The organism is Mongoliitalea lutea, assembly GCF_014652135.1.
GTDB lineage: Bacteria > Bacteroidota > Bacteroidia > Cytophagales > Cyclobacteriaceae > Mongoliitalea > Mongoliitalea lutea.
The window spans coordinates 114,835-133,494 of sequence record NZ_BMYF01000010.1; the positions used below are offsets into that span (position 1 = coordinate 114,835).

An 18,660-nucleotide genomic window follows, 5' to 3' on the forward strand; every position below is an offset into this window, starting at 1 on the left:
GCGTGCTATTGGTCAAAAATTGTATCTTAGGGAATACTAATCCTGTATTCATGATTCATTTAAGGTTTTTCTTCTGTATCCTATTGCTTGTGCTGAGTACCGCAGCAAGTATGGCCCAGGAGCCAACCTGTAAATGGGTCCCTCGGGAGGTGTTTCGAGAAGCCTTTCTTTTGGATAGTCTTTCTGTACTGGAGGAAAGCATACAGATAAGGGATCAATCGGGTAAGTCCTTTGAATTCAACTATGATTTGCAAACAGGAAGGATTCAAGTGAAACTCGAGTCTTCTATGCCGGATTCTTTAAATTTTTGCTACCGTACTTTTCCCATAGCTTTTCATCAAAGTTATGCCAGAAGGACATTGATGACAGATTATGATTCCATGGCCCAATTTAGGGACCGAAGAGTGGCTGCTATTCCTGCTTTTGATTTTAGGGAAGAGTTGTTTTCATCCTCTAATTTGACCAAATCAGGTAATCTGACGAGAGGAGTTTCTTTTGGGAATACCCAAAACCTATTTGTCAATTCCTCTCTTAACTTGCAAATGAGCGGAGAACTGGCGGAAAATCTCAATATCCGGGCGAGTATTTCAGATCAAAATGTACCCTTTCAGCCTGAGGGAAATACACAACAATTGCAGGATTTTGACAATGTTTTGGTAGAGTTATACAATGATCAGTTTAACCTTGCAGCTGGAGATGTGGTATTGCAGCAGCGGAAATCTGAATTTCTTCGCTATTACAAAAACGTGCAGGGGGTTCAAATCACTACACAATACAATGTAGGAGATAAGTGGAAAGCATCTACCCAGGCAGCTGCTTCTGTGGCCAAGGGGAGATTTGCCTCTATAGAATTGGAGATACAGGAAGGCACGCTGGGCCCTTACAGAATTCAAGGGCCGGGAAATGAGCGCTTTGTAATCATTATGGCTAATTCAGAGCGAGTGTTTCTTGATGGGGTGCAGTTGCAGCGGGGTTTCAATTACGATTATGTGATTGATTACAATCAGGGTGAAATCACCTTCACTCCCAAAGTTCTGATTACCAAATATTCCAGGGTACGGATTGATTATGAGTTTGCAGAAAGGAACTTTCAGCGGTCTATTTTGGCAGTGAATCATATTCAGGAAACGGATAAGCTCTCCTTATACATGAATTTCTATAGAGAGCAGGATAATAGAAATAGGCCCTTATTTTTTGATTTCACGGAAGATGAGCGCAGACTCTTAGCTTCTGTAGGGAATAATGTACAGGATGCCGTAGTCCCTAGAATAGATTCTGTTGCATTTGACCCCAACAGGATTTTATATCGACGAGTTCAGAGTGTAGACGATCAGGGAAGCCTAGTAGTTTTTTTTGAGTATTCGACCAATCCGGAAGAGGCTTTCTTTGCTATTAGTTTCTCAGAAGTAGGTCAAGGCAATGGAGATTATGTACGGGAGCAACAACTGGCCAATGGACAGGTGTTTGTCTTTCGCCCACGTATCAATGGGGTACCCCAAGGAAATTTCTCCATCGTTTCTCCTTTACCAGCGCCCAACAAAAATCAGATGTTTACAGTTGGGTCCCGTTACAAATTGAGCCCTTACGAGCAAGTATATACAGAAGTCGCTTTTTCCAATTCGGATAGAAATCTTTTTTCCACCATCGATAATGAGGAAAACAGAGGAGTGGGTGTCAAATCAGGTTTTCTGTCAGAAAATAGACCTCTAGAAAAACTGAAAGGGTATCGCTTCAGTTCACTGACGGAATTTGAGTACAATTCGGCACATTTCAGCTTTATTGATCGATTGCGTTTCATTGAATTTGATCGGGATTGGAGTTTGTCTACCGAAGACATGCTCTTGGCAGGACACGAGCGGATTTTCAATACCGAGCTTGGAATAGTAAAAGATGCCAATAATCGCATGAAGTACCGGCTTAATTGGAGGAATAGGGGAGCAATCCAGTCGGGATTCCAACACCTAGCGACCTGGAATCAGGAAATCGGTTCTCGCTTGGTGATGAAAAATGACTTCTTTTACTTGGACTCAGATATCCGGGAGCTCAACTCCAGTTGGCTGCGCTATACAGGAGATATCAGCTATCGTTCCAAAGTGCTTGTTCCTGGCTATCGATTTATGCTGGATGAAAATGCAGTTAAAAATGTAGAAACGGACTCTGTGATCAGTACAGCGATGAATTTCCGTGAGCATTTGGTGTATCTCAAAAGCAATGACTCCTTAACCTATTCTTTTTTTGTTAATGCTTCTATGCGGGAAGATAAGTTTCCTGTAGCAGGTGTACTCGAGGCTGATACGGAAGCATTTCAAACTATGTTTGGGCTGAAAAGACGCTTCGGTACCCATGATGTCAGTGCTACCTTTACCTACAGGGAATTGGCGTTTCTGCGATTGAATAATGAGCGAGAGACTACGGTATTGGGTAAAGTAGATTATTTGGGTAATTTCTGGAAGGGAAATATTCGAAATGAATTAAGCTATGCTCTGGGAAATGGACGGGAGTTTCGTAGAGAATTTATTTTTCTACCAGTTCCCACGGGGGACGGTACGCATACTTGGAGAGATGATAATGGAGATGGTATACAGCAGTTGAATGAGTTTTTTATAGCCATCAACCCGGAGGAAAAGAATTTTATCAAACTATTTGTCCCCACGACTGAATTTGTCCAAGCCTACACGACCATATTTAACTATCGGGTCAATGCCAAATTTCCTGATGCTTGGAGAAAAGAGCAGGGGATAAGAAAGTTTGCTCAAAAGTTTTCTAATACTACCAGTGTAAGCATTGAAAAAAAGATCACATCGGATGGTTTTTGGGATCGCATCAATCCCTTTGTAGGCGCTTTTGCGCCGGAAGATCTGATTTCTGTAAGGCAGGTGATCCGTTCCAGTTTTTTCTTCAATAGAGCTTCTGCAAAGTATGGTTTTGATTTTTCGATCTTCGATAGTCAGAATAAGCAGTTATTGGCTGGAGGTTTTGACGATTTGAAGCAGCAGGATTTACGATTAAATACCCGTACAAGCTTTGGGCAGCAGTTTAATGCACGGATGCTACTCTTAAGCGGGTCGAGGATTGCAGATTCGGATTTTTTGGAAAACCGAAGTTTCAATATTGCCCAACGTGCAATTGGGCCAGAGTTTGCATGGCAGCCCAATACCTTTTTTCGGACCACCATGATGTACCAGTATACCTTCAAGGAAAATCTGGCCAATGTGGAAATCAATGAGCGGTCCAAATTGAATGAAGTATCACTCGACTTACGTTACGCAAAAGCTATCAAAACCACCATCAATGCCCATGTGAAATATGTGTATATTGACTATAATGGTCAGCCCAATACACCAACGGGATATGAGATGTTACAGGCCTTAACTCCTGGAAATAATGTCACTTGGACCTTCAATTGGTTGCAAAAAATTGGAGAGGGGCTCCAAATGAATGTAGTGTATGAGGGTCGAAACTCCCAAGGACTCAACCGATTGGTTCATATTGGACGAATGCAAGTGACGGCATTGTTCTAGGAAGGAATTTGTTATTAATCCCGTTCACTCGAGCAGCAATTAATTTTTACTAGCATTTTTATTTGAATTCAAAACATGATATTAATCATGTTTTGACCTTCTTAATGTCACCTTCTCTCAGAAGCATAGCCTTTAGATTTGTAAGAAATATTTTGGTTATGCAGGGAAAAGTGGATCATAAGTTAAGATTTGTAGTGCCAGAGGATATTGTCTCTACGCACTACTGTGAAAAATTGCCCTCGGGTTTTTCAGAACATCTGTTAGCAGATGGGGAGTCCTTGGCTTGTAGCCCGCATCAAGACCCTACCTTATTTACAGTACACTTACCGGAGGTGTTGGATTGGCTGCATCAGCATGACCATCCTAAGGCATTGGAAGATGAACCATGTCATATTCCCGTATTGCTTTTCGATAAGCATTTGTCTATGGATAGGTTACTTTTTCATTACGACGGTACTCCTGCATCAGCCAAATTGATCCGCAACTTTATCTCCTTATTTGAAAACAATATTCAGCATAGCAAAGCCACGATCATTTCTCCTTCCTTTATTCCAAAATCTAAATTGAGAGAAGAGCAGGAGATTGTACAATTGGTGACTGCGGCAACGGAAGAGACTTCTTTTATCAAATTTAACTTCTCTAGGATTGGCGATTTTTGGTCTTATGCAGTGAAGCATCAGTGTACCTTATTGGTCACAACTAAAAATTACCAAGCTGATTTAGCTAAGGTGCTATTCCACTTTTATAAAGGAGGGATGTGGTATGATCGTTTGGCGTTTTACCTCTCGTTCTGATTAAAATATATGACAAATGTTATATTTTCAAAAGAATAAATTGTAAATTAGGAGAAATGAGTAACCCAGTACCAGTGAAGTCGATTACCGAATACCAAGCCTGTTATCATTGCGGCGAAGCGTGCAAAGAAGAAATACTCCATTTCGATGGGAAGGAATTTTGCTGTTCGGGCTGTAAATTGGTATATGAGGTACTTTCTGAAAATGAGTTATGCAGTTACTATGATATTGCCGAAAATCCAGGAATCAGCCAAAAAACCAAGCAAGGAAAAGATAATCGGTTTGATTATTTAGACGATCAGGACATCATCAATAAATTGGTGGATTTCAAAAATGAAGATGAAATCCATATTACGTTTTTTATTCCGCTTATTCATTGCGCCTCCTGTATTTGGCTACTTGAAAACTTACATAAGTTACATGCTGGAATCGTATCTGGTCGGGTAGATTTTATCAAGAAAAAAGTTCAGGTAAAATATCATCAGCAACACATCAGTTTGAAAGAATTGGTGCAGTTGCTGTCCAGAATAGGCTATGAGCCTTCCATCAACCTGGCTGATTCGGATAAAAAGAAGCCAGAGATTTCGGATAAAAATCTGATCAAAAAATTAGCCGTTGCAGGTTTCTGCTTCGGGAACATGATGTTGTTTTCACTTCCCGAGTATTTTGCGGAGGCTGAATTACTTGGTGATGGTTTCAAAAAGACCTTCAATTATTTGAATGTGTTTTTGGCCTTGCCGGTTTTTTTCTATGCTGCTACGGATTACTATCGCTCTGCATGGCTTTCTATCCGCAATCAAGCAGTTAATATGGATGTGCCTATTGCCATCGGTATTATTACGCTATTTGGCTATAGCCTCTTTGATATTTTCGCATTGGGCAATGAAGGGTACATGGATACCTTGGGAGGCCTCTTGTTTTTCTTATTGATAGGTAAGTACTATCAGCAAAAGACCTACGATACACTTTCGTTTGATAGAGATTATAAATCATACTTTCCAATTGCTGTCACTAAAGTGGTGCGTGATCGAGAAGAAGTCATTCCATTGATTAAGCTTCAAGTGGGAGATATCATCAAGGTTCGCAATGAGGAATTGATTCCTGCAGACAGTATTTTGTTGGAAGGGGAAGCTTATATTGATTACAGTTTTGTGACGGGCGAGGAAGTGCCTGTTGCTAAGCAAAAAGGTGAGCTAATCTATGCTGGAGGTAGACAAAAAGGGAATGCCTTGACATTGACTGTACAGAAGTCTCCTTCCCAGGGATATCTGACAGACCTGTGGAATAATGAAAGCTTCGAAAAAGATAAAATGCAGGATTTGGCTTCCTTGGCCAATCGTATATCAGGGAAGTTTACATTTACCGTCATTTTTATAGCAATCCTTGCTTTTGCCTATTGGGCCTATGCCGGTCAGGTTTCGACTGCTGTGCTGGCTTTTACCTCTGTATTGATTATCACCTGCCCATGTGCTTTGGCCATGTCCACGCCATTTACCTTGGGGAATACACTTCGGGTTTTTGGACAAGGGAAGTTTTACTTAAAAAATGCACAAGTTATCGAACGCTTGGCAAGAGTGGATACGGTTGTTTTTGATAAAACAGGTACACTTACCGATCCTGCAAGAGCATCGGTTACTTATACGGGAGAGGCTTTATCAGAAGAAACCAAGTCTTTGATCAAAGGAATGGTTGCTCAGTCTACCCATGCGTTGAGTAACCGTATCAACTCGTGGTTGGAAGGAGTGCAAGGGCTGTCCATCTCACAGGTTTTGGAAATCCCTGGAAAAGGATTGGAAGCCACTTATAAAGGACAAAGCATCAGATTAGGGTCGGCGACATTCGTTGGCGCTTCAATGGAGAACCTTCCTTCCGGTGGAAACCTAGTATTTGTAGCAATTGAAGAGCAGGTGCTTGGATACTTTTTCATTCTTTCCGGATTGCGGGAAGGAATTGCTGAGGTAGTGGAGGAGATTCAAGGACAAGCTTCTGTGCATTTGCTTTCGGGTGATCAAGATCATGAGCGGGAAAACCTCCAACTAACTTTTGGTCAGGATGTATTGATGAATTTCAATCAAAGTCCTAAAGACAAGCTAGCTTATATCAAAGACCTCAATCAGTCTGGTGTTCAGACCTTGATGGTAGGTGATGGGTTAAACGATGCAGGTGCCTTGAAAGAAAGTCAAGTGGGTATAGCCTTAACGGATCGTATTACTAATTTTTCTCCTGCTTCTGATGCTATCATGGATGCCGCCATGGTACAGAAGTTACCTCGCTTCTTGCAGTTTGCGAAAACCAGTAGAAATATCATCAAAGCCAGTTTTGGACTGAGCTTTACATATAACGCATTTGGAGTATTCTTCGCTGTGCAAGGCTTGGTCAGCCCTGTGTTCTGTGCGATTTTGATGCCCATCTCCAGTATTTCAGTGGTGGTGTTTACCACTGTGACGACCAATTATCTGGCCTACAAGCGTGGCCTTAAACCTCAAATCTGGTAAGTATGGAAGTAATCTTTGTACTCATAGCCATCAGTCTTATTCTGGCAGGAACTTTCCTTTTTCTCTTTTTCAAAGCGATGAAGGGGGGGCAGTTTGACGATAGTCATACCCCTGCAATTCGGATACTCTTCGAGAATCAACCAAACAAAAATGATAAAAAAGTACCATCAACAAAAAAGAAGTAACGTATGTCAGGAACAACTCTAGAACAGTTTAAGTACGATAACAAGATTGTTAAGTACTTCGGCGTAGCCACCATCGCTTGGGGTATCGTCGGGATGTTGGTCGGGGTATTAGCTGCCACCCAGCTATTTTTACCCGAGGCTAACCTAGGAAATCCCTACACTACATTTGGTAGGATCAGACCATTGCACACCAATGCGGTGATCTTTGCCTTTGTGGGTAATGCAATTTTTGCAGGGATCTATTATTCTATGCCTAGATTATTAAAGGCTCCTATGTGGAATAAAGCTTTGAGCTGGTTTCACTTTTGGGGCTGGCAATTAATTATCTTATTGGCGGCAATCACCCTTCCTCTTGGAATCACATCCTCTAAAGAGTATGCAGAATTGGAGTGGCCAATTGATATTTTGATTGCAGTAGTATGGGTAGCCTTCGGTGCCAACATGATTGGTACACTGATTAAGAGAAGAGAAAAACACATGTACGTGGCTATTTGGTTTTACCTAGCCTCATTTGTAACTGTTGCGGTACTTCATATTTTCAATTCCCTTGCATTACCAGTTAGCTTCTTCAAAAGTTACTCTGCTTATGCAGGGGTTCAGGATGCCTTGGTACAGTGGTGGTATGGTCACAATGCGGTAGCATTCTTCTTGACTACTCCTTTCTTGGGATTGATGTACTATTACCTACCAAAAGCGGCTAATAGACCAGTTTATTCTTATAAGTTGTCCATTGTTCACTTTTGGTCTCTGATTTTCTTATACATCTGGGCGGGTCCTCACCACTTATTGTACACCTCACTTCCAGAGTGGGCGCAAGTTTTGGGAGTGGTGTTCTCTGTGATGTTGATCGCTCCATCTTGGGGTGGTATGGTGAACGGTTTGCTTACGCTTAGAGGTGCATGGGATAAAGTACGTGTAGATCCTGTGTTGAAATTTATGGTGGTAGCTGTGACTGCTTACGGTATGGCAACCTTTGAAGGACCAATGCTTTCTTTGAAAAACGTCAACGCTATTGCCCACTACACTGACTGGATCGTAGCGCACGTGCACATTGGAGGCTTGGGTTGGAATGGATTCTTCACCTTCGCAATGTTGTACTGGTTATGGCCTAAGATGTGGAAGACAAATTTGTACTCAACCAAATTGGCCACTACACACTTCTGGCTAGGTACCTTGGGTATCATCTTCTACGCACTTCCCATGTATGTAGCTGCTTTGACTCAGTCTTTGATGTGGAAAGAATTTACAGAGGCAGGCCGTTTGGCTTATCCTAACTTCCTTCAGACAGTCATTCAGATTGTACCTATGTATATGTTGAGAGCTTTTGGTGGACTACTATACTTATCAGGTGCATTCTTGATGGTGTATAACATGGTGAAGACAGCCAAGCAAGGAACATTTATGGCTGAGGAGGCTGATGAAGCACCTGCATTGAAGCCACATGTGGCACATGATGGAGAGTTTTGGCATAGAGCATGGGAGAGAAAACCAGTTTTCTTCACTGTATTAGCTACTGTTGCCATCCTGATTGGTGGTGCTGTCGAGATTATCCCAACCATTTTGGTGAAATCCAATGTACCGACCATCGCTACTGTGGAGCCTTATACGCCATTAGAATTGCAAGGTAGAGACTTATACATCTCTCATGGATGCGTGGGCTGTCACTCACAAATGATCCGTCCGTTCCGTTCTGAAACAGAGCGTTACGGAGAGTACTCTAAAGCAGGTGAATTTGTCTATGATAGGCCATTCTTGTGGGGTTCTAAGCGAACAGGTCCGGATTTGCATAGAGTGGGTGGTAAGTATCCTGATAGCTGGCATTACAACCACATGGTAGACCCTACAAGTATGTCCCCAGGTTCCTTGATGCCTCCATATCCTTGGATGGCAGATAATCTGATGGATCACTCTGTAGTTCCTGCCAAAATCAATACACTTAGAAAATTGGGTGTTCCTTATCCTGACGGGTATGAAGAGCAAGCAAATGCAGATTTGATGGTTCAGGCAGACGGTATTGTTAAGAACCTGAAGGAATCAGGGATTTCAGTTATGCCGGAGTCTGAAATGGTAGCATTGATCGCATATCTACAGCGCTTGGGTACGGATATCAAAAAGACAACAGCTTCTAACCCTTAATCTTCTGAGCTATGAAAAAAGATATTTTAAATTCCATCGAGCATATAGAAATCTACCCAATCATTTCCTTATTGATCTTTGTGATCTTCTTCGTAGGGATGTTTATCTGGGTGATTACGACTGATAAAAAATATATCAATTACATGAAAGATATGCCTTTCAGTGATAAACCAGAAAAGAACAGCGGCTATGAAAAAGTTTAAAGTCTTATTATTACTACTGACGGGGATGTTTATGGCCCTGCCAGGATCTGCCCAAACCAGTGATATCGGTTGGGTAAGTGGTCTTCAAGACCTCGATAGCAGTCAGCTAAGTATCTTAATCATTCTAGGAGTAGTACTCTTCGTGATTATCCTATTGCTTGTGCTGATGATTTACTTGATGAGCTTTATGGTAGCTGTATTCAAGAAGGAAAATCCTGAATTAGCGGCGCAGCCAAGCTGGTGGGATGAGTTCAAATTGAACTATATCGTCGGCAGAATGAAGCCGGTAGGAAGTAAAGAGGAGAAAGAATTGATGTTGGACCACTCGTATGATGGTATCGTCGAATTGGATAATCACATGCCTCCTTGGTTGGCGAATGTATTTTACATCACCATAGCTTTTGGTATAGGCTACTTTGTCTACTATTCTGTACTAGGTTTAGGTAAAACCCAATTGGAGGAATATGCTGAAGAGCAGCGGATAGCAGCCATCAAAATTGAAGCATACCAGGCTACTTTGTTGAATTTGATAGATGAATTCAATGTAGAGTTTGATCAAAGTGCATCAGCTTTGGCAGCGGGTAAAAGTATCTATGATATGAACTGTGCTGCCTGCCATGCTTCTGATGGTGGAGGGGGAGTAGGTCCTAACTTTACAGATGAGTATTGGATTCACGGTGGAAGTATCAATGATATTTTCCGAATTGTGAAATACGGTGTCCCTGCTAAGGGTATGATTCCATGGGACGATCAGTTGAGTCCTGAGGAAATGCAGCAAGTTTCCAGTTATATCAAAACCTTGGTGGGTACGACACCGGCAAATCCGAAGGAGCCACAAGGTGAAAAATATGTACCGGAANCAGTTAATTCCCGATGGTCTTATGGGCCATCGGGATATAATTGTCCCATCGCACCACAACTGAGACAATTTAAACACCACGTTTATCATGAGCAAAATTAATCCCAATCTAGATCCTGAGAAATTTCGGGATTCTCTAGGTACTATAAGTGCTGAGGGGAAACGTAATTGGATCTACCCCAAAAAAGTCAGCGGTAAATTTTACCGTTGGAGAACTTACCTTTCTTGGGTATTGCTTGCTATTCTCTTTGTGGGACCATTTATTACAGTAGATGGACGGCCATACATGCTGTTCAATATATTTGAGCGGAAATTCATCATTTTTGGAGCTGCCTTTTGGCCTCAGGATACGCATATCTTGATTTTCCTGCTGTTGATTTTCTTTGTATTTGTCATTCTTTTTACGGCTGTTTTCGGGCGAGTCTTTTGTGGATGGGCCTGTCCGCAGACACTCTTTTTGGAGATGGTCTTCCGTAAAATCGAATACTGGATCGAAGGAGATGCCAATCAGCAGCGAAAATTGGATGCTATGCCTTGGAATGGGGAAAAGATTCGGAAGAAAGGGTTGAAGATGACCATTTTCACACTGATATCCTTATTGATTTCCCATACAGTAATGGCTTATTTGATTGGTATTGATCAAGTAAAAGAAATCGTATCCCAACCTCCAACGGAGCACATGGCAGGATTTATCGGTTTGATGGCCTTTACCGGTGTTTTCTTATTCGTCTTTTCATGGTTTAGAGAGCAGGCCTGTATTGTGGTCTGTCCTTATGGACGCTTGCAGGGTGTATTATTGGATGCTAATTCCATCAATGTGACCTATGACCATGTAAGAGGAGAGCCTAGAGGCATGATCAGAAAGAATGCTGTGGAGGAAAAACCCAAAGGAGACTGTATAGATTGTGGGCTTTGTGTGCAGGTTTGCCCTACGGGAATAGATATCCGTAACGGTGTTCAGATGGAATGCGTGAATTGCACGGCTTGTATAGACGTTTGCGATGAAGTTATGGTGAAAGTAGAAAGACCTACAGGCCTGATTCGCTATGCATCTGATAATAGTGTCATCGAGAAAACACAAAAACTGCTTACCCCAAGGGTTATGGCTTATAGCGGGGTGCTTGTGGTACTTGTTGCCGCATTTGTAACCTTATTGGCTACCCGAGCTGATTTAGATGCGACGGTAACCCGGTTTAGGGGAATGACCTATCAGGAAAGAGAAGGTGGCCAAGTAAGTAATTTGTACGAAGTTACATTCATTAATAAGACATTTAAAGGACAAGATGTATCCTTCAAAACCGAAAACGAAGGCTTCCAAGTTGAAGTCATCGGAGATCAAAACTGGCATTTAGATGGTCAGGCAAAGTTTGAAGGCAGGTTCTTCCTAGTCAAAGATCAACAACTGATCTCCAAAAATCAGGAAGATGTAGTTTTACTTTTACTTCAAAATGGAGAAGTAATTGATAAGATTAAAACGAGCTTTGTGGCGCCGGTTAGATGAAAGGATGAAGGAGGAGGGATGAAGGATGAAAGCTAGAGGTTGTACTAAGTACGAAGTACCAAGTACCAAGTAGGGGGTAGGAAATAAAAAAGAATAATCGTATTTGAACAACCACTGCAACCGTTGACTGTCGACAGTGGACTGTGGACCTTTAATAAACCAATCACTAACTCACTAATCACTATGATGTACCAAGTACGAAGTACCAAGTACCAAGTAGGGATTTGTGTAAGAGACATAAGATACAAGATGCTAGACATAAGACTCGATTCGTGTATCAGATGGACGATAGACCTTGCCGTATAGCGCTGTTCGAGATTTGTAATCTCGGACAAGAGATAATGAGGATTTGTAATCCTCTAGGGGAATTGAAGAATTAAGGAAGAATAAAATGTCGAATGATGAATGTCAAACGTCGAATGATGAACTTTTGGCTAACGCTAACTTATAATTTAGAAAATAAAAAAGAATAATCGTATTTCAAACACACCGAAACCGTTAACTGTCGACAGTAGACCGTGGACCTTTAATAAACTAATCACTAATCAACCAATCACTAACTAAACACATGGACTGGGGAAAAGGAATCATATTAACTTTAACTGCTTTTGCTGGGATAATTATCAGCATGGTGGTGATTTGTGTACGTCAGGATGATATACACTTAGTTACACAAAACTATTACGAGGAAGAGATCAAGTATCAGGATCAGATTGACAAAATGGTCAATGCAAGTATGCTGAACTATGAAGCGTTGGCTTTTGATGCCCAACGTCGCCTGATAGAGCTGAATTTGCCCAAAGGTGCCAAAGGTACGCTTCATCTGTTCAGACCTTCGGATGCGCGCCTGGATCAGAAATTGGATTTCGAAATTCAGGATTTGGAAGCCAATGCGATCAATTTAAGTGAGTTGAAGCCGGGCTACTGGAAGATCAAAATGACCTGGGTGGAGGATGAGACTTCCTACTACATCGAGAAGAAAATAAATATCTGATGATCTGGACGGCTTTTTTACTGGGATTTTTTGGGTCTTTCCACTGCTTAGGTATGTGTGGGCCCATTGCTTTGGCTGTATCTGCCAAGGATAATTCCCGGTTTATAGCCAATAAAATCATCTATAATCTCGGCAGAACGCTGACCTATGCTGCCTTAGGTGCAGTGATAGGTTTGGTGGGCTTCTCCCTCGCTTTGGCAGGCATCCAACAATGGATATCCATAGGTATGGGAGTTCTCATTCTGTTGATGGCTTTTTTTTACAAACGATCCGAGCGGTATATTACCCAATCTGGGTTGTTTGGTTTGGTCAATCAATTGAAGTCCAAACTTGGGTTTTTCCTGAAAAGGGGAGGAAGCCAAGCTTTTTTTGCCTCAGGTCTTCTTAATGGATTACTGCCTTGTGGCATGGTGTATATCGCACTGATTGCCTCTTTGGCATTGCAGAGTCCTTGGGAAGGTGCTTTGTACATGTTATTTTTTGGGATAGGTACGATCCCCATGTTGCTTGCGGTCATGCTGTCCGGTAAGATTCTCCCCTTAGTGTGGCGGGAACGTTTTGTGCGCAGTGTCCCCTATTTTGCCATGTTTATCGGTATTTTGTTTATTGTTCGAGGTCTAGGGGTTGGTAATCAATGGAGCCCTAAACCGCCTGTAGTGGAGGTTGATGGAACAGTTACGGAGATGACGGTTTGTCATGGGGATTAAAAAAAGCCCCGTTTCTTCAGGGCTTTTTCATTGGTTAGGCTGGGTTGAACTGTCAAATTGCTCTACTAAAGCTGAATTGTTCTTGGTTTCTTGCTTGCATACGTAAATCAAACACCATGCAGATATTGCGCAAGAAGGGCAAACCTGCTGGTAGTACCTCGATACCTGTGGCATCAAACTCAATCAGCCCTTCCTCCTTGAATGTTTTTAGCTTTTCCCAATTTCTCTTTCCTAAGAGGGAGTAATAGCAAAAATTCCAAGTGGCCTGCTGATTGCATATCAGTTGTAAGATCAAATTTCTGTTTTCTATGTCTTCCGAGCTCATGCAGTGTCCTTTGCTGATGGCAAAATGACCGGAAGCAATTTGTTCTTTGTATAAATCGATTTCCTTGACATTCTGTGCATAGGCATAGTATACATCGGAGATGGAGCTATTTCCCAAACCGATCAAAATTCGAGACGGTGAAGTGGTGTAGCCCATAAAGTTCCTATGCAAGGTTTTGGTTAATTTGGCGATATAGAGTGGGTCTTGTGGCAAGGCAAAATGGTCCATGCCGATTTCCACATATCCCATACCTGCCAAAATTTCTTTTCCTTTTTCGTACAAGCTTCGCTTTTCGGATTCCTTTGGTAGGAATTGCTCAAAGCTCTTTTGCGCAGGGAATGAGTTTGGAAGGTGGGCATAGCTATAAAATGCGATTCTATCAGGCATCAATTCGGCTACCTTTTCAAAAGTAGCAGCGATGGTCTCTGCGGTCTGATGGGGTAAGCCATAAATCAAATCAAAATTGACTGAGGTATAGCCGATTTCCCGCGCTACCTCTGTGGCCTCTTTTACGCGTTCGAAGGGTTGGATTCGGTGAATTGCTTTTTGAACTTCCTCATTGAAGTCCTGAATACCATAACTTACCCTTCTAAACCCTAGATCAAACAATACCTGCAAGTGTTCCCGTGTGGTATTGTTAGGATGCCCTTCAAAGCTGAATTCCGCATCCTCCATCGGAATGCTGCTATTGATGATAAAGCTAAGCATTTCCTGAAGGGACTCAGGCGAGAAAAAAGTCGGTGTGCCTCCGCCCAAATGGATTCCTTTCAGTTTGGGCTGCTCCCCAAGCAAATGAAGGTATGCATCCCACTCATTCATGATGGAGGTGATGTATGGAGTTTCTACCGCATGATTTTTGGTGATGCGCTTGTTACAACCACAGTAAGTACATAAACTTTCGCAGTAGGGCAGGTGAATGTATAAGGTAATGCCGTCTTCTTCACCAAAACTATCGTATGCCTTTTGAACAAATCCCTTCCAACTTTTGGGGTTCAGATCATCTGACCATAAAGGGACAGTAGGGTAGGATGTGTAGCGAGGTGCAGGAACGTTGTATTTTTGAATTAAATCAATGGAAGGACTAGCCATAGGTTCATCAGTATTTCCTACAAATTTGAAGGAAATTAAGCATGAATTACCTGATGAAAATCCCGGTAGAAACTGATAAAAATCAGTTTTTCATACAATTCATCGATTTATGCTTCTTTAAATTCCACCTTGGAGATGATATCATAGGTTAAGTGAATCATAATTCCGGTGACCAAGCTCATCCCAATGGCCATTCCTAACATGCCATAAACCGTCTGTTGGCTGATTAAGTAAGTGAAAAAGCCTACCCCAACCGATGGTAGTACGCCAAAAAGAACGACTCCACCAATGATCAAGGGGCGGACAAGTTTCCGGTCCCAACCTTCATCAAAACCTACATGCGTCACAAGCGCAATGGAAAATCCCGTGATGTAATACATGCCTAGTAATAGTGGGAAGATGATAACCAAGCCCCAACTCAGCTGAGCAATGAGTACAGTTGGAATAATTAGCCCTAGAGCAAACAAAAGTGTTTGGATCAAATCCAGTCGGATCATATTCCAAAACTTGGAAGTCCAAGAGGCAGGAATCAAAATGAAGTAAGGCTTTTTCAAATCACCGATATTGGTTCTCCCCATACCAGAAAAGAAATACATGACGATCATCAAAAACATATAGCCGTAGATCACCTTATGTGAGAACCAGTCAAAATGGGATAGAATAGCCATAATTGATCCGATTCCAGCAAAAATCAACGCATAAAGGCCAAATAAAGGATGAAAATCCTGTCTGCTGGCATGTACATAATTTCTCCAGTACAAGGCCGTTGATCCTGTTCCAAAATTTTTAAGATCCAGTTTCTTCTTAGCGTTCAAACTCATGGCAGACTCCGAAGCTTGCTGTTTTTGTGCCTGCTCTTTTACTTGCTCGTTGGATTTGGTGGATTCTAAAACGTCCTCGTAATAGTAGCCTGAGTGATAAATTACTTGTTGGACAATTAACAAGAAAAGCAGGATATACGCCGACACAAATCCTCCTACAATCCATAAATTCTCATGTCCTATGTATGTGGAGATAGCTCTGCTCCATCCTACTAAGGGGAAGAAATCAAACCAGGGAGAACCGATCCACATAAACATTCCTTGCCAAAATTTCTCTGCCATCAATCCTGGAATTACGATCATCAGAGCCAAAATTAATCCCAAGCTAAAAATCACGCCTTTGATAGCAGGGAGAATATGGTACTTGGTATTCAGGGTGTATATTAGAAACTTAATGGGGGATAGCATGAAGAAAAATAAAGTAAACCCTGAAGCCGTAATCAGAATATTTCCCACAGTCAGGTCAAAGAATTCATTGGCCTGTGCAGTACTGTAGATGACAAAAAAGATGGATCCACCAAGGGCAGGAATGATTGACCTGACCATGTAATACAAAAGAATATTAGAAGGTACAACCGGGCCGGTAAATAAAAGATTGACATCTGCCATACTGAAAAAGCTGATGTTCTTTTTAGTTGCATTGTACAATTGGAACATTAAGAAAAGCAAGGCAATCAGCGTTACACCTCCTTTGATGTTCAGTAGTTCATAGTTTACTTCAGAAAGTTGATCAGTTACTTGATCCAGATCGTTGGAGTTCATAGAAGCTTTTCTACTTCCCCGATTGAGGTAAAAAAAGCTGAAGTACCCTAAGATCAATGCATAGGGGAGTAAACGAACTGGATTTTTTAAAATCAACTTGATATTGTTGATGACAATAAACCAGTCCTTCCGAAGAAGTAATTTTATCTCATTCATCTTTGGTCAGTTCTAAAAATAAGTCTTCTAAGCTGGAATCTTCTGCTTGACTAAAGGTAGCCTTTAAGTTTGCCAAGGTATCGTTGCCAATGATATTCCCATCTTTCATTATCATAATCCGATCAGCAATAGTCTCAACTGAGTCGATCAAGTGGGTACTGACAAGAATTGTCTTTCCACTTTCTTTTAATTCTTTAAAGATTCTTTTGGTGTTTTTGATAGCCTTAGGGTCCAATCCGATCATAGGTTCATCAAAGAACAGCACTTGTGGCTCTGGAAGTAATGCACAACAGATAGATACCTTTTGCCTCATCCCTTTAGAAAGGTCCCTGCCCAATTTGTCTTTTTTATCAGTCAATTCATACACCTCCATCCAATGTTCGGCTTTTTCTTTCCAGTTGGGGACGTTGTATGCTTGCGCAATAAATTGTAAGTGTTCCCAGGTGGTCAACAAATCATAGACGTGTGGAGTCTCTGGGATATATGAAAATAATTTCTTGGCTTCCACAGATAAATGGTCATGGCCCCCAATCGTTATTTCACCGGCTGTTTTCCGAAGGAGTCCGACAATACATTTCATGGTGGTACTTTTACCCGCACCATTGGGGCCCAAAAGGCCGACCACTTCGCCACCTTCCAAGGAAAAAGTAATATTGTTGACGGCATTTTGCTTGCCGTATTTTTTTACCAATGCTGTAACTTGAAGCATGTATACAGGAGTTTAAAATTTCATTCTTCAATATTAATCTTTTACCACATAAAAGCATCAATGGTTCAACTATTTTCTTACTTTTATCAAATAATTTATTCAAATCCTTTTATGAAGAAAATCTTTGTTTTTGCCTTTGTAGCTTTTATGATGAGCTCAGGCGCATTATTGGCCCAAGAAGCTGGAAAGTTTAGAGTGGGCCTTGATCTTGGACCTGCTATTCCACAAGGTGGGGGCCTGGGGTTTGGGTTTTATTTAGAACCCAAGTTTAACCTAAATGATCGGATGAATATTGGAATTCGCTATGGAGGTGCGGCAACTTTTCGAAATATTGAATTAAATCAATCTTCTTCTGATGTTCGAGCGGAGGTAGGGGGGACAGGTACTTTGGGGCTAACCTTTGATTATTACTTTTTGACGGGAAGCAAGTTTGTGCCATTTGTCGGAGGTGGAATAGGTTATTATGGTTTTGCAAATATCGAAGTTGATTCTAGTGTTATAGCTGATGATACCATCCTAGATACAACAATGGCTATTGCTCCCATGATTCGTGGAGGTTTTGAGTTCCGTAAATTTAGGCTGTCCTTAGATTATAATATTCTGCCAAGTTCAGCCTTGGTTAATTTACAAAATCAGCAAGTGGGAGTAGTTGCGAATTCCTATTTAGGTTTTACGCTTGGATTCTACGTTGGGGGAGGTAAATGGTAAATGATTACCCTTCAAATGCATCTTTGGTAATATCCTCAAATAAGATGTAGGTTGCATAGAAGGTAATCGGAATGGTAATCATCAAGCCTAGGAAATACAAAAGCGCTCCCAAAATGTTGATGCCGATAAATACCAGTGTTAAGATAAAGAACTTAAACCATCGGACGGTAATCAGTTTGCGGCTTTCTTCCAAGGCTTGCCAAAAGTTCATTCCTCCGAAAATACTCATCAGGACAGAAAAGTTGTAACTCACCATTAGGTAAACACCTGGTACAACCAAAAGTAATAAGCCTATACCGGTGAGTAATTGTCCAATCATCCAAATGGCGACTACGTGGATATAAAAGGAAAACCCACCATAGAAATGTCCATAGTGTACAGGCTGATCATTGTTTAATTTATTGGCAACGATGTAAAACCCGGTAAATAAAGCGGGTAAAAGCAATACGGAAACAGCTAATTGTGCTTGTGGGAGGTACTGCTTGGTCAATAGTGCGAGCGAGATAATGAGCATGGTAAATGCTGCACTATTGATCGCCTGCTTTTTATACATGACCCAAGCACGACCCAAGATGTTTACTACATCAAAGTCGTAGCCTCTTTCCCGAATGTTTGCTAATTTTTCCTGATACATACCAATTAAACAAAGAGAGGCAGTGATACTATTCACTGCCTCATTCTTTAAGCTTTTTTCA

15 protein-coding genes are annotated in these 18,660 nt (G+C 41.5%); 11 read left to right on the forward strand and 4 right to left on the reverse strand.

Going from position 1 to position 18,660, the window contains the following annotated elements:
* Positions 1-50: 50 nt before the first annotated feature.
* From IE080_RS09720 to IE080_RS09765, 10 genes are all read left to right on the forward strand, one after another.
* The gene (locus IE080_RS09720) at positions 51-3,521 is read left to right on the forward strand and encodes a DUF8818 domain-containing protein (protein WP_189581362.1); all 3,471 of its coding nucleotides are present in this window, start codon (positions 51-53) and stop codon (positions 3,519-3,521) included.
* A 158-nt stretch (positions 3,522-3,679) separates the two neighbouring features.
* On the forward strand, positions 3,680-4,315 hold the full coding sequence (locus IE080_RS09725) for a hypothetical protein (RefSeq protein WP_189581364.1): 636 nt from the start codon (positions 3,680-3,682) through the stop codon (positions 4,313-4,315).
* Positions 4,316-4,371: 56 nt separating this feature from the next.
* Positions 4,372-6,810, forward strand: coding sequence for a heavy metal translocating P-type ATPase (locus tag IE080_RS09730; protein ID WP_189581398.1), 2,439 nt, complete (start codon positions 4,372-4,374; stop codon positions 6,808-6,810).
* A 2-nt stretch (positions 6,811-6,812) separates the two neighbouring features.
* Entirely contained in the window at positions 6,813-6,995 is a 183-nt protein-coding gene (gene ccoS, locus IE080_RS09735; protein ID WP_189581401.1) for a cbb3-type cytochrome oxidase assembly protein CcoS, read from the forward strand.
* Positions 6,996-6,998: 3 nt separating this feature from the next.
* Positions 6,999-9,131 (forward strand): cytochrome-c oxidase, cbb3-type subunit I, encoded by a 2,133-nt coding sequence (gene ccoN, locus IE080_RS09740; RefSeq protein WP_189581404.1) that lies wholly within the window; start codon positions 6,999-7,001, stop codon positions 9,129-9,131.
* An 11-nt stretch (positions 9,132-9,142) separates the two neighbouring features.
* On the forward strand, positions 9,143-9,334 hold the full coding sequence (locus IE080_RS09745; protein ID WP_189581407.1) for a cbb3-type cytochrome c oxidase subunit 3: 192 nt from the start codon (positions 9,143-9,145) through the stop codon (positions 9,332-9,334).
* 313 nt (positions 9,335-9,647) lie between these two features.
* Positions 9,648-10,295 carry a cbb3-type cytochrome c oxidase N-terminal domain-containing protein gene (locus tag IE080_RS09750; RefSeq protein ID WP_444543302.1) on the forward strand — a complete coding sequence of 216 codons (648 nt, stop codon included), beginning with the start codon at positions 9,648-9,650 and terminating at the stop codon, positions 10,293-10,295.
* On the forward strand, positions 10,282-11,694 hold the full coding sequence (gene ccoG, locus IE080_RS09755) for a cytochrome c oxidase accessory protein CcoG (protein ID WP_189581411.1): 1,413 nt from the start codon (positions 10,282-10,284) through the stop codon (positions 11,692-11,694). The genes IE080_RS09750 and ccoG overlap by 14 nt, the downstream gene beginning before the upstream one ends.
* A 568-nt stretch (positions 11,695-12,262) precedes the next feature.
* Positions 12,263-12,688, forward strand: a complete 426-nt coding sequence (locus IE080_RS09760) for a FixH family protein (protein WP_189581413.1) — start codon at positions 12,263-12,265, stop codon at positions 12,686-12,688.
* Positions 12,688-13,395, forward strand: coding sequence for a sulfite exporter TauE/SafE family protein (locus IE080_RS09765; RefSeq protein ID WP_189581415.1), 708 nt, complete (start codon positions 12,688-12,690; stop codon positions 13,393-13,395). The genes IE080_RS09760 and IE080_RS09765 overlap by 1 nt, the downstream gene beginning before the upstream one ends.
* A gap of 52 nt (positions 13,396-13,447) precedes the next feature.
* On the opposite strand, the gene hemN is transcribed toward IE080_RS09765, so the two are convergent.
* The 3 genes from hemN to IE080_RS09780 all read right to left on the reverse strand — a co-directional run bounded on the left by hemN (position 13,448) and on the right by IE080_RS09780 (position 17,257).
* Positions 13,448-14,809, reverse strand: coding sequence for an oxygen-independent coproporphyrinogen III oxidase (hemN, locus tag IE080_RS09770; RefSeq protein WP_189581417.1), 1,362 nt, complete (start codon positions 14,807-14,809; stop codon positions 13,448-13,450).
* 107 nt (positions 14,810-14,916) lie between these two features.
* A complete protein-coding gene (locus IE080_RS09775; RefSeq protein ID WP_189581419.1) occupies positions 14,917-16,548 on the reverse strand; it encodes a putative ABC exporter domain-containing protein in 1,632 nt (543 codons plus the stop codon).
* Positions 16,541-17,257: an ABC transporter ATP-binding protein gene (locus IE080_RS09780; protein WP_189581422.1), complete on the reverse strand. Its 717-nt coding sequence runs from the start codon at positions 17,255-17,257 to the stop codon at positions 16,541-16,543. The genes IE080_RS09775 and IE080_RS09780 overlap by 8 nt, the downstream gene beginning before the upstream one ends.
* 111 nt (positions 17,258-17,368) lie before the next feature.
* Between IE080_RS09780 and IE080_RS09785 the strand changes: the two genes are divergently transcribed.
* Positions 17,369-17,965: a hypothetical protein gene (locus IE080_RS09785; protein ID WP_189581425.1), complete on the forward strand. Its 597-nt coding sequence runs from the start codon at positions 17,369-17,371 to the stop codon at positions 17,963-17,965.
* 4 nt (positions 17,966-17,969) lie between these two features.
* Here the strand turns inward: IE080_RS09785 and IE080_RS09790 are convergent, their stop codons facing one another.
* A complete protein-coding gene (locus IE080_RS09790) occupies positions 17,970-18,635 on the reverse strand; it encodes a hypothetical protein (protein WP_229800576.1) in 666 nt (221 codons plus the stop codon).
* Positions 18,636-18,660: the final 25 nt, after the last annotated feature.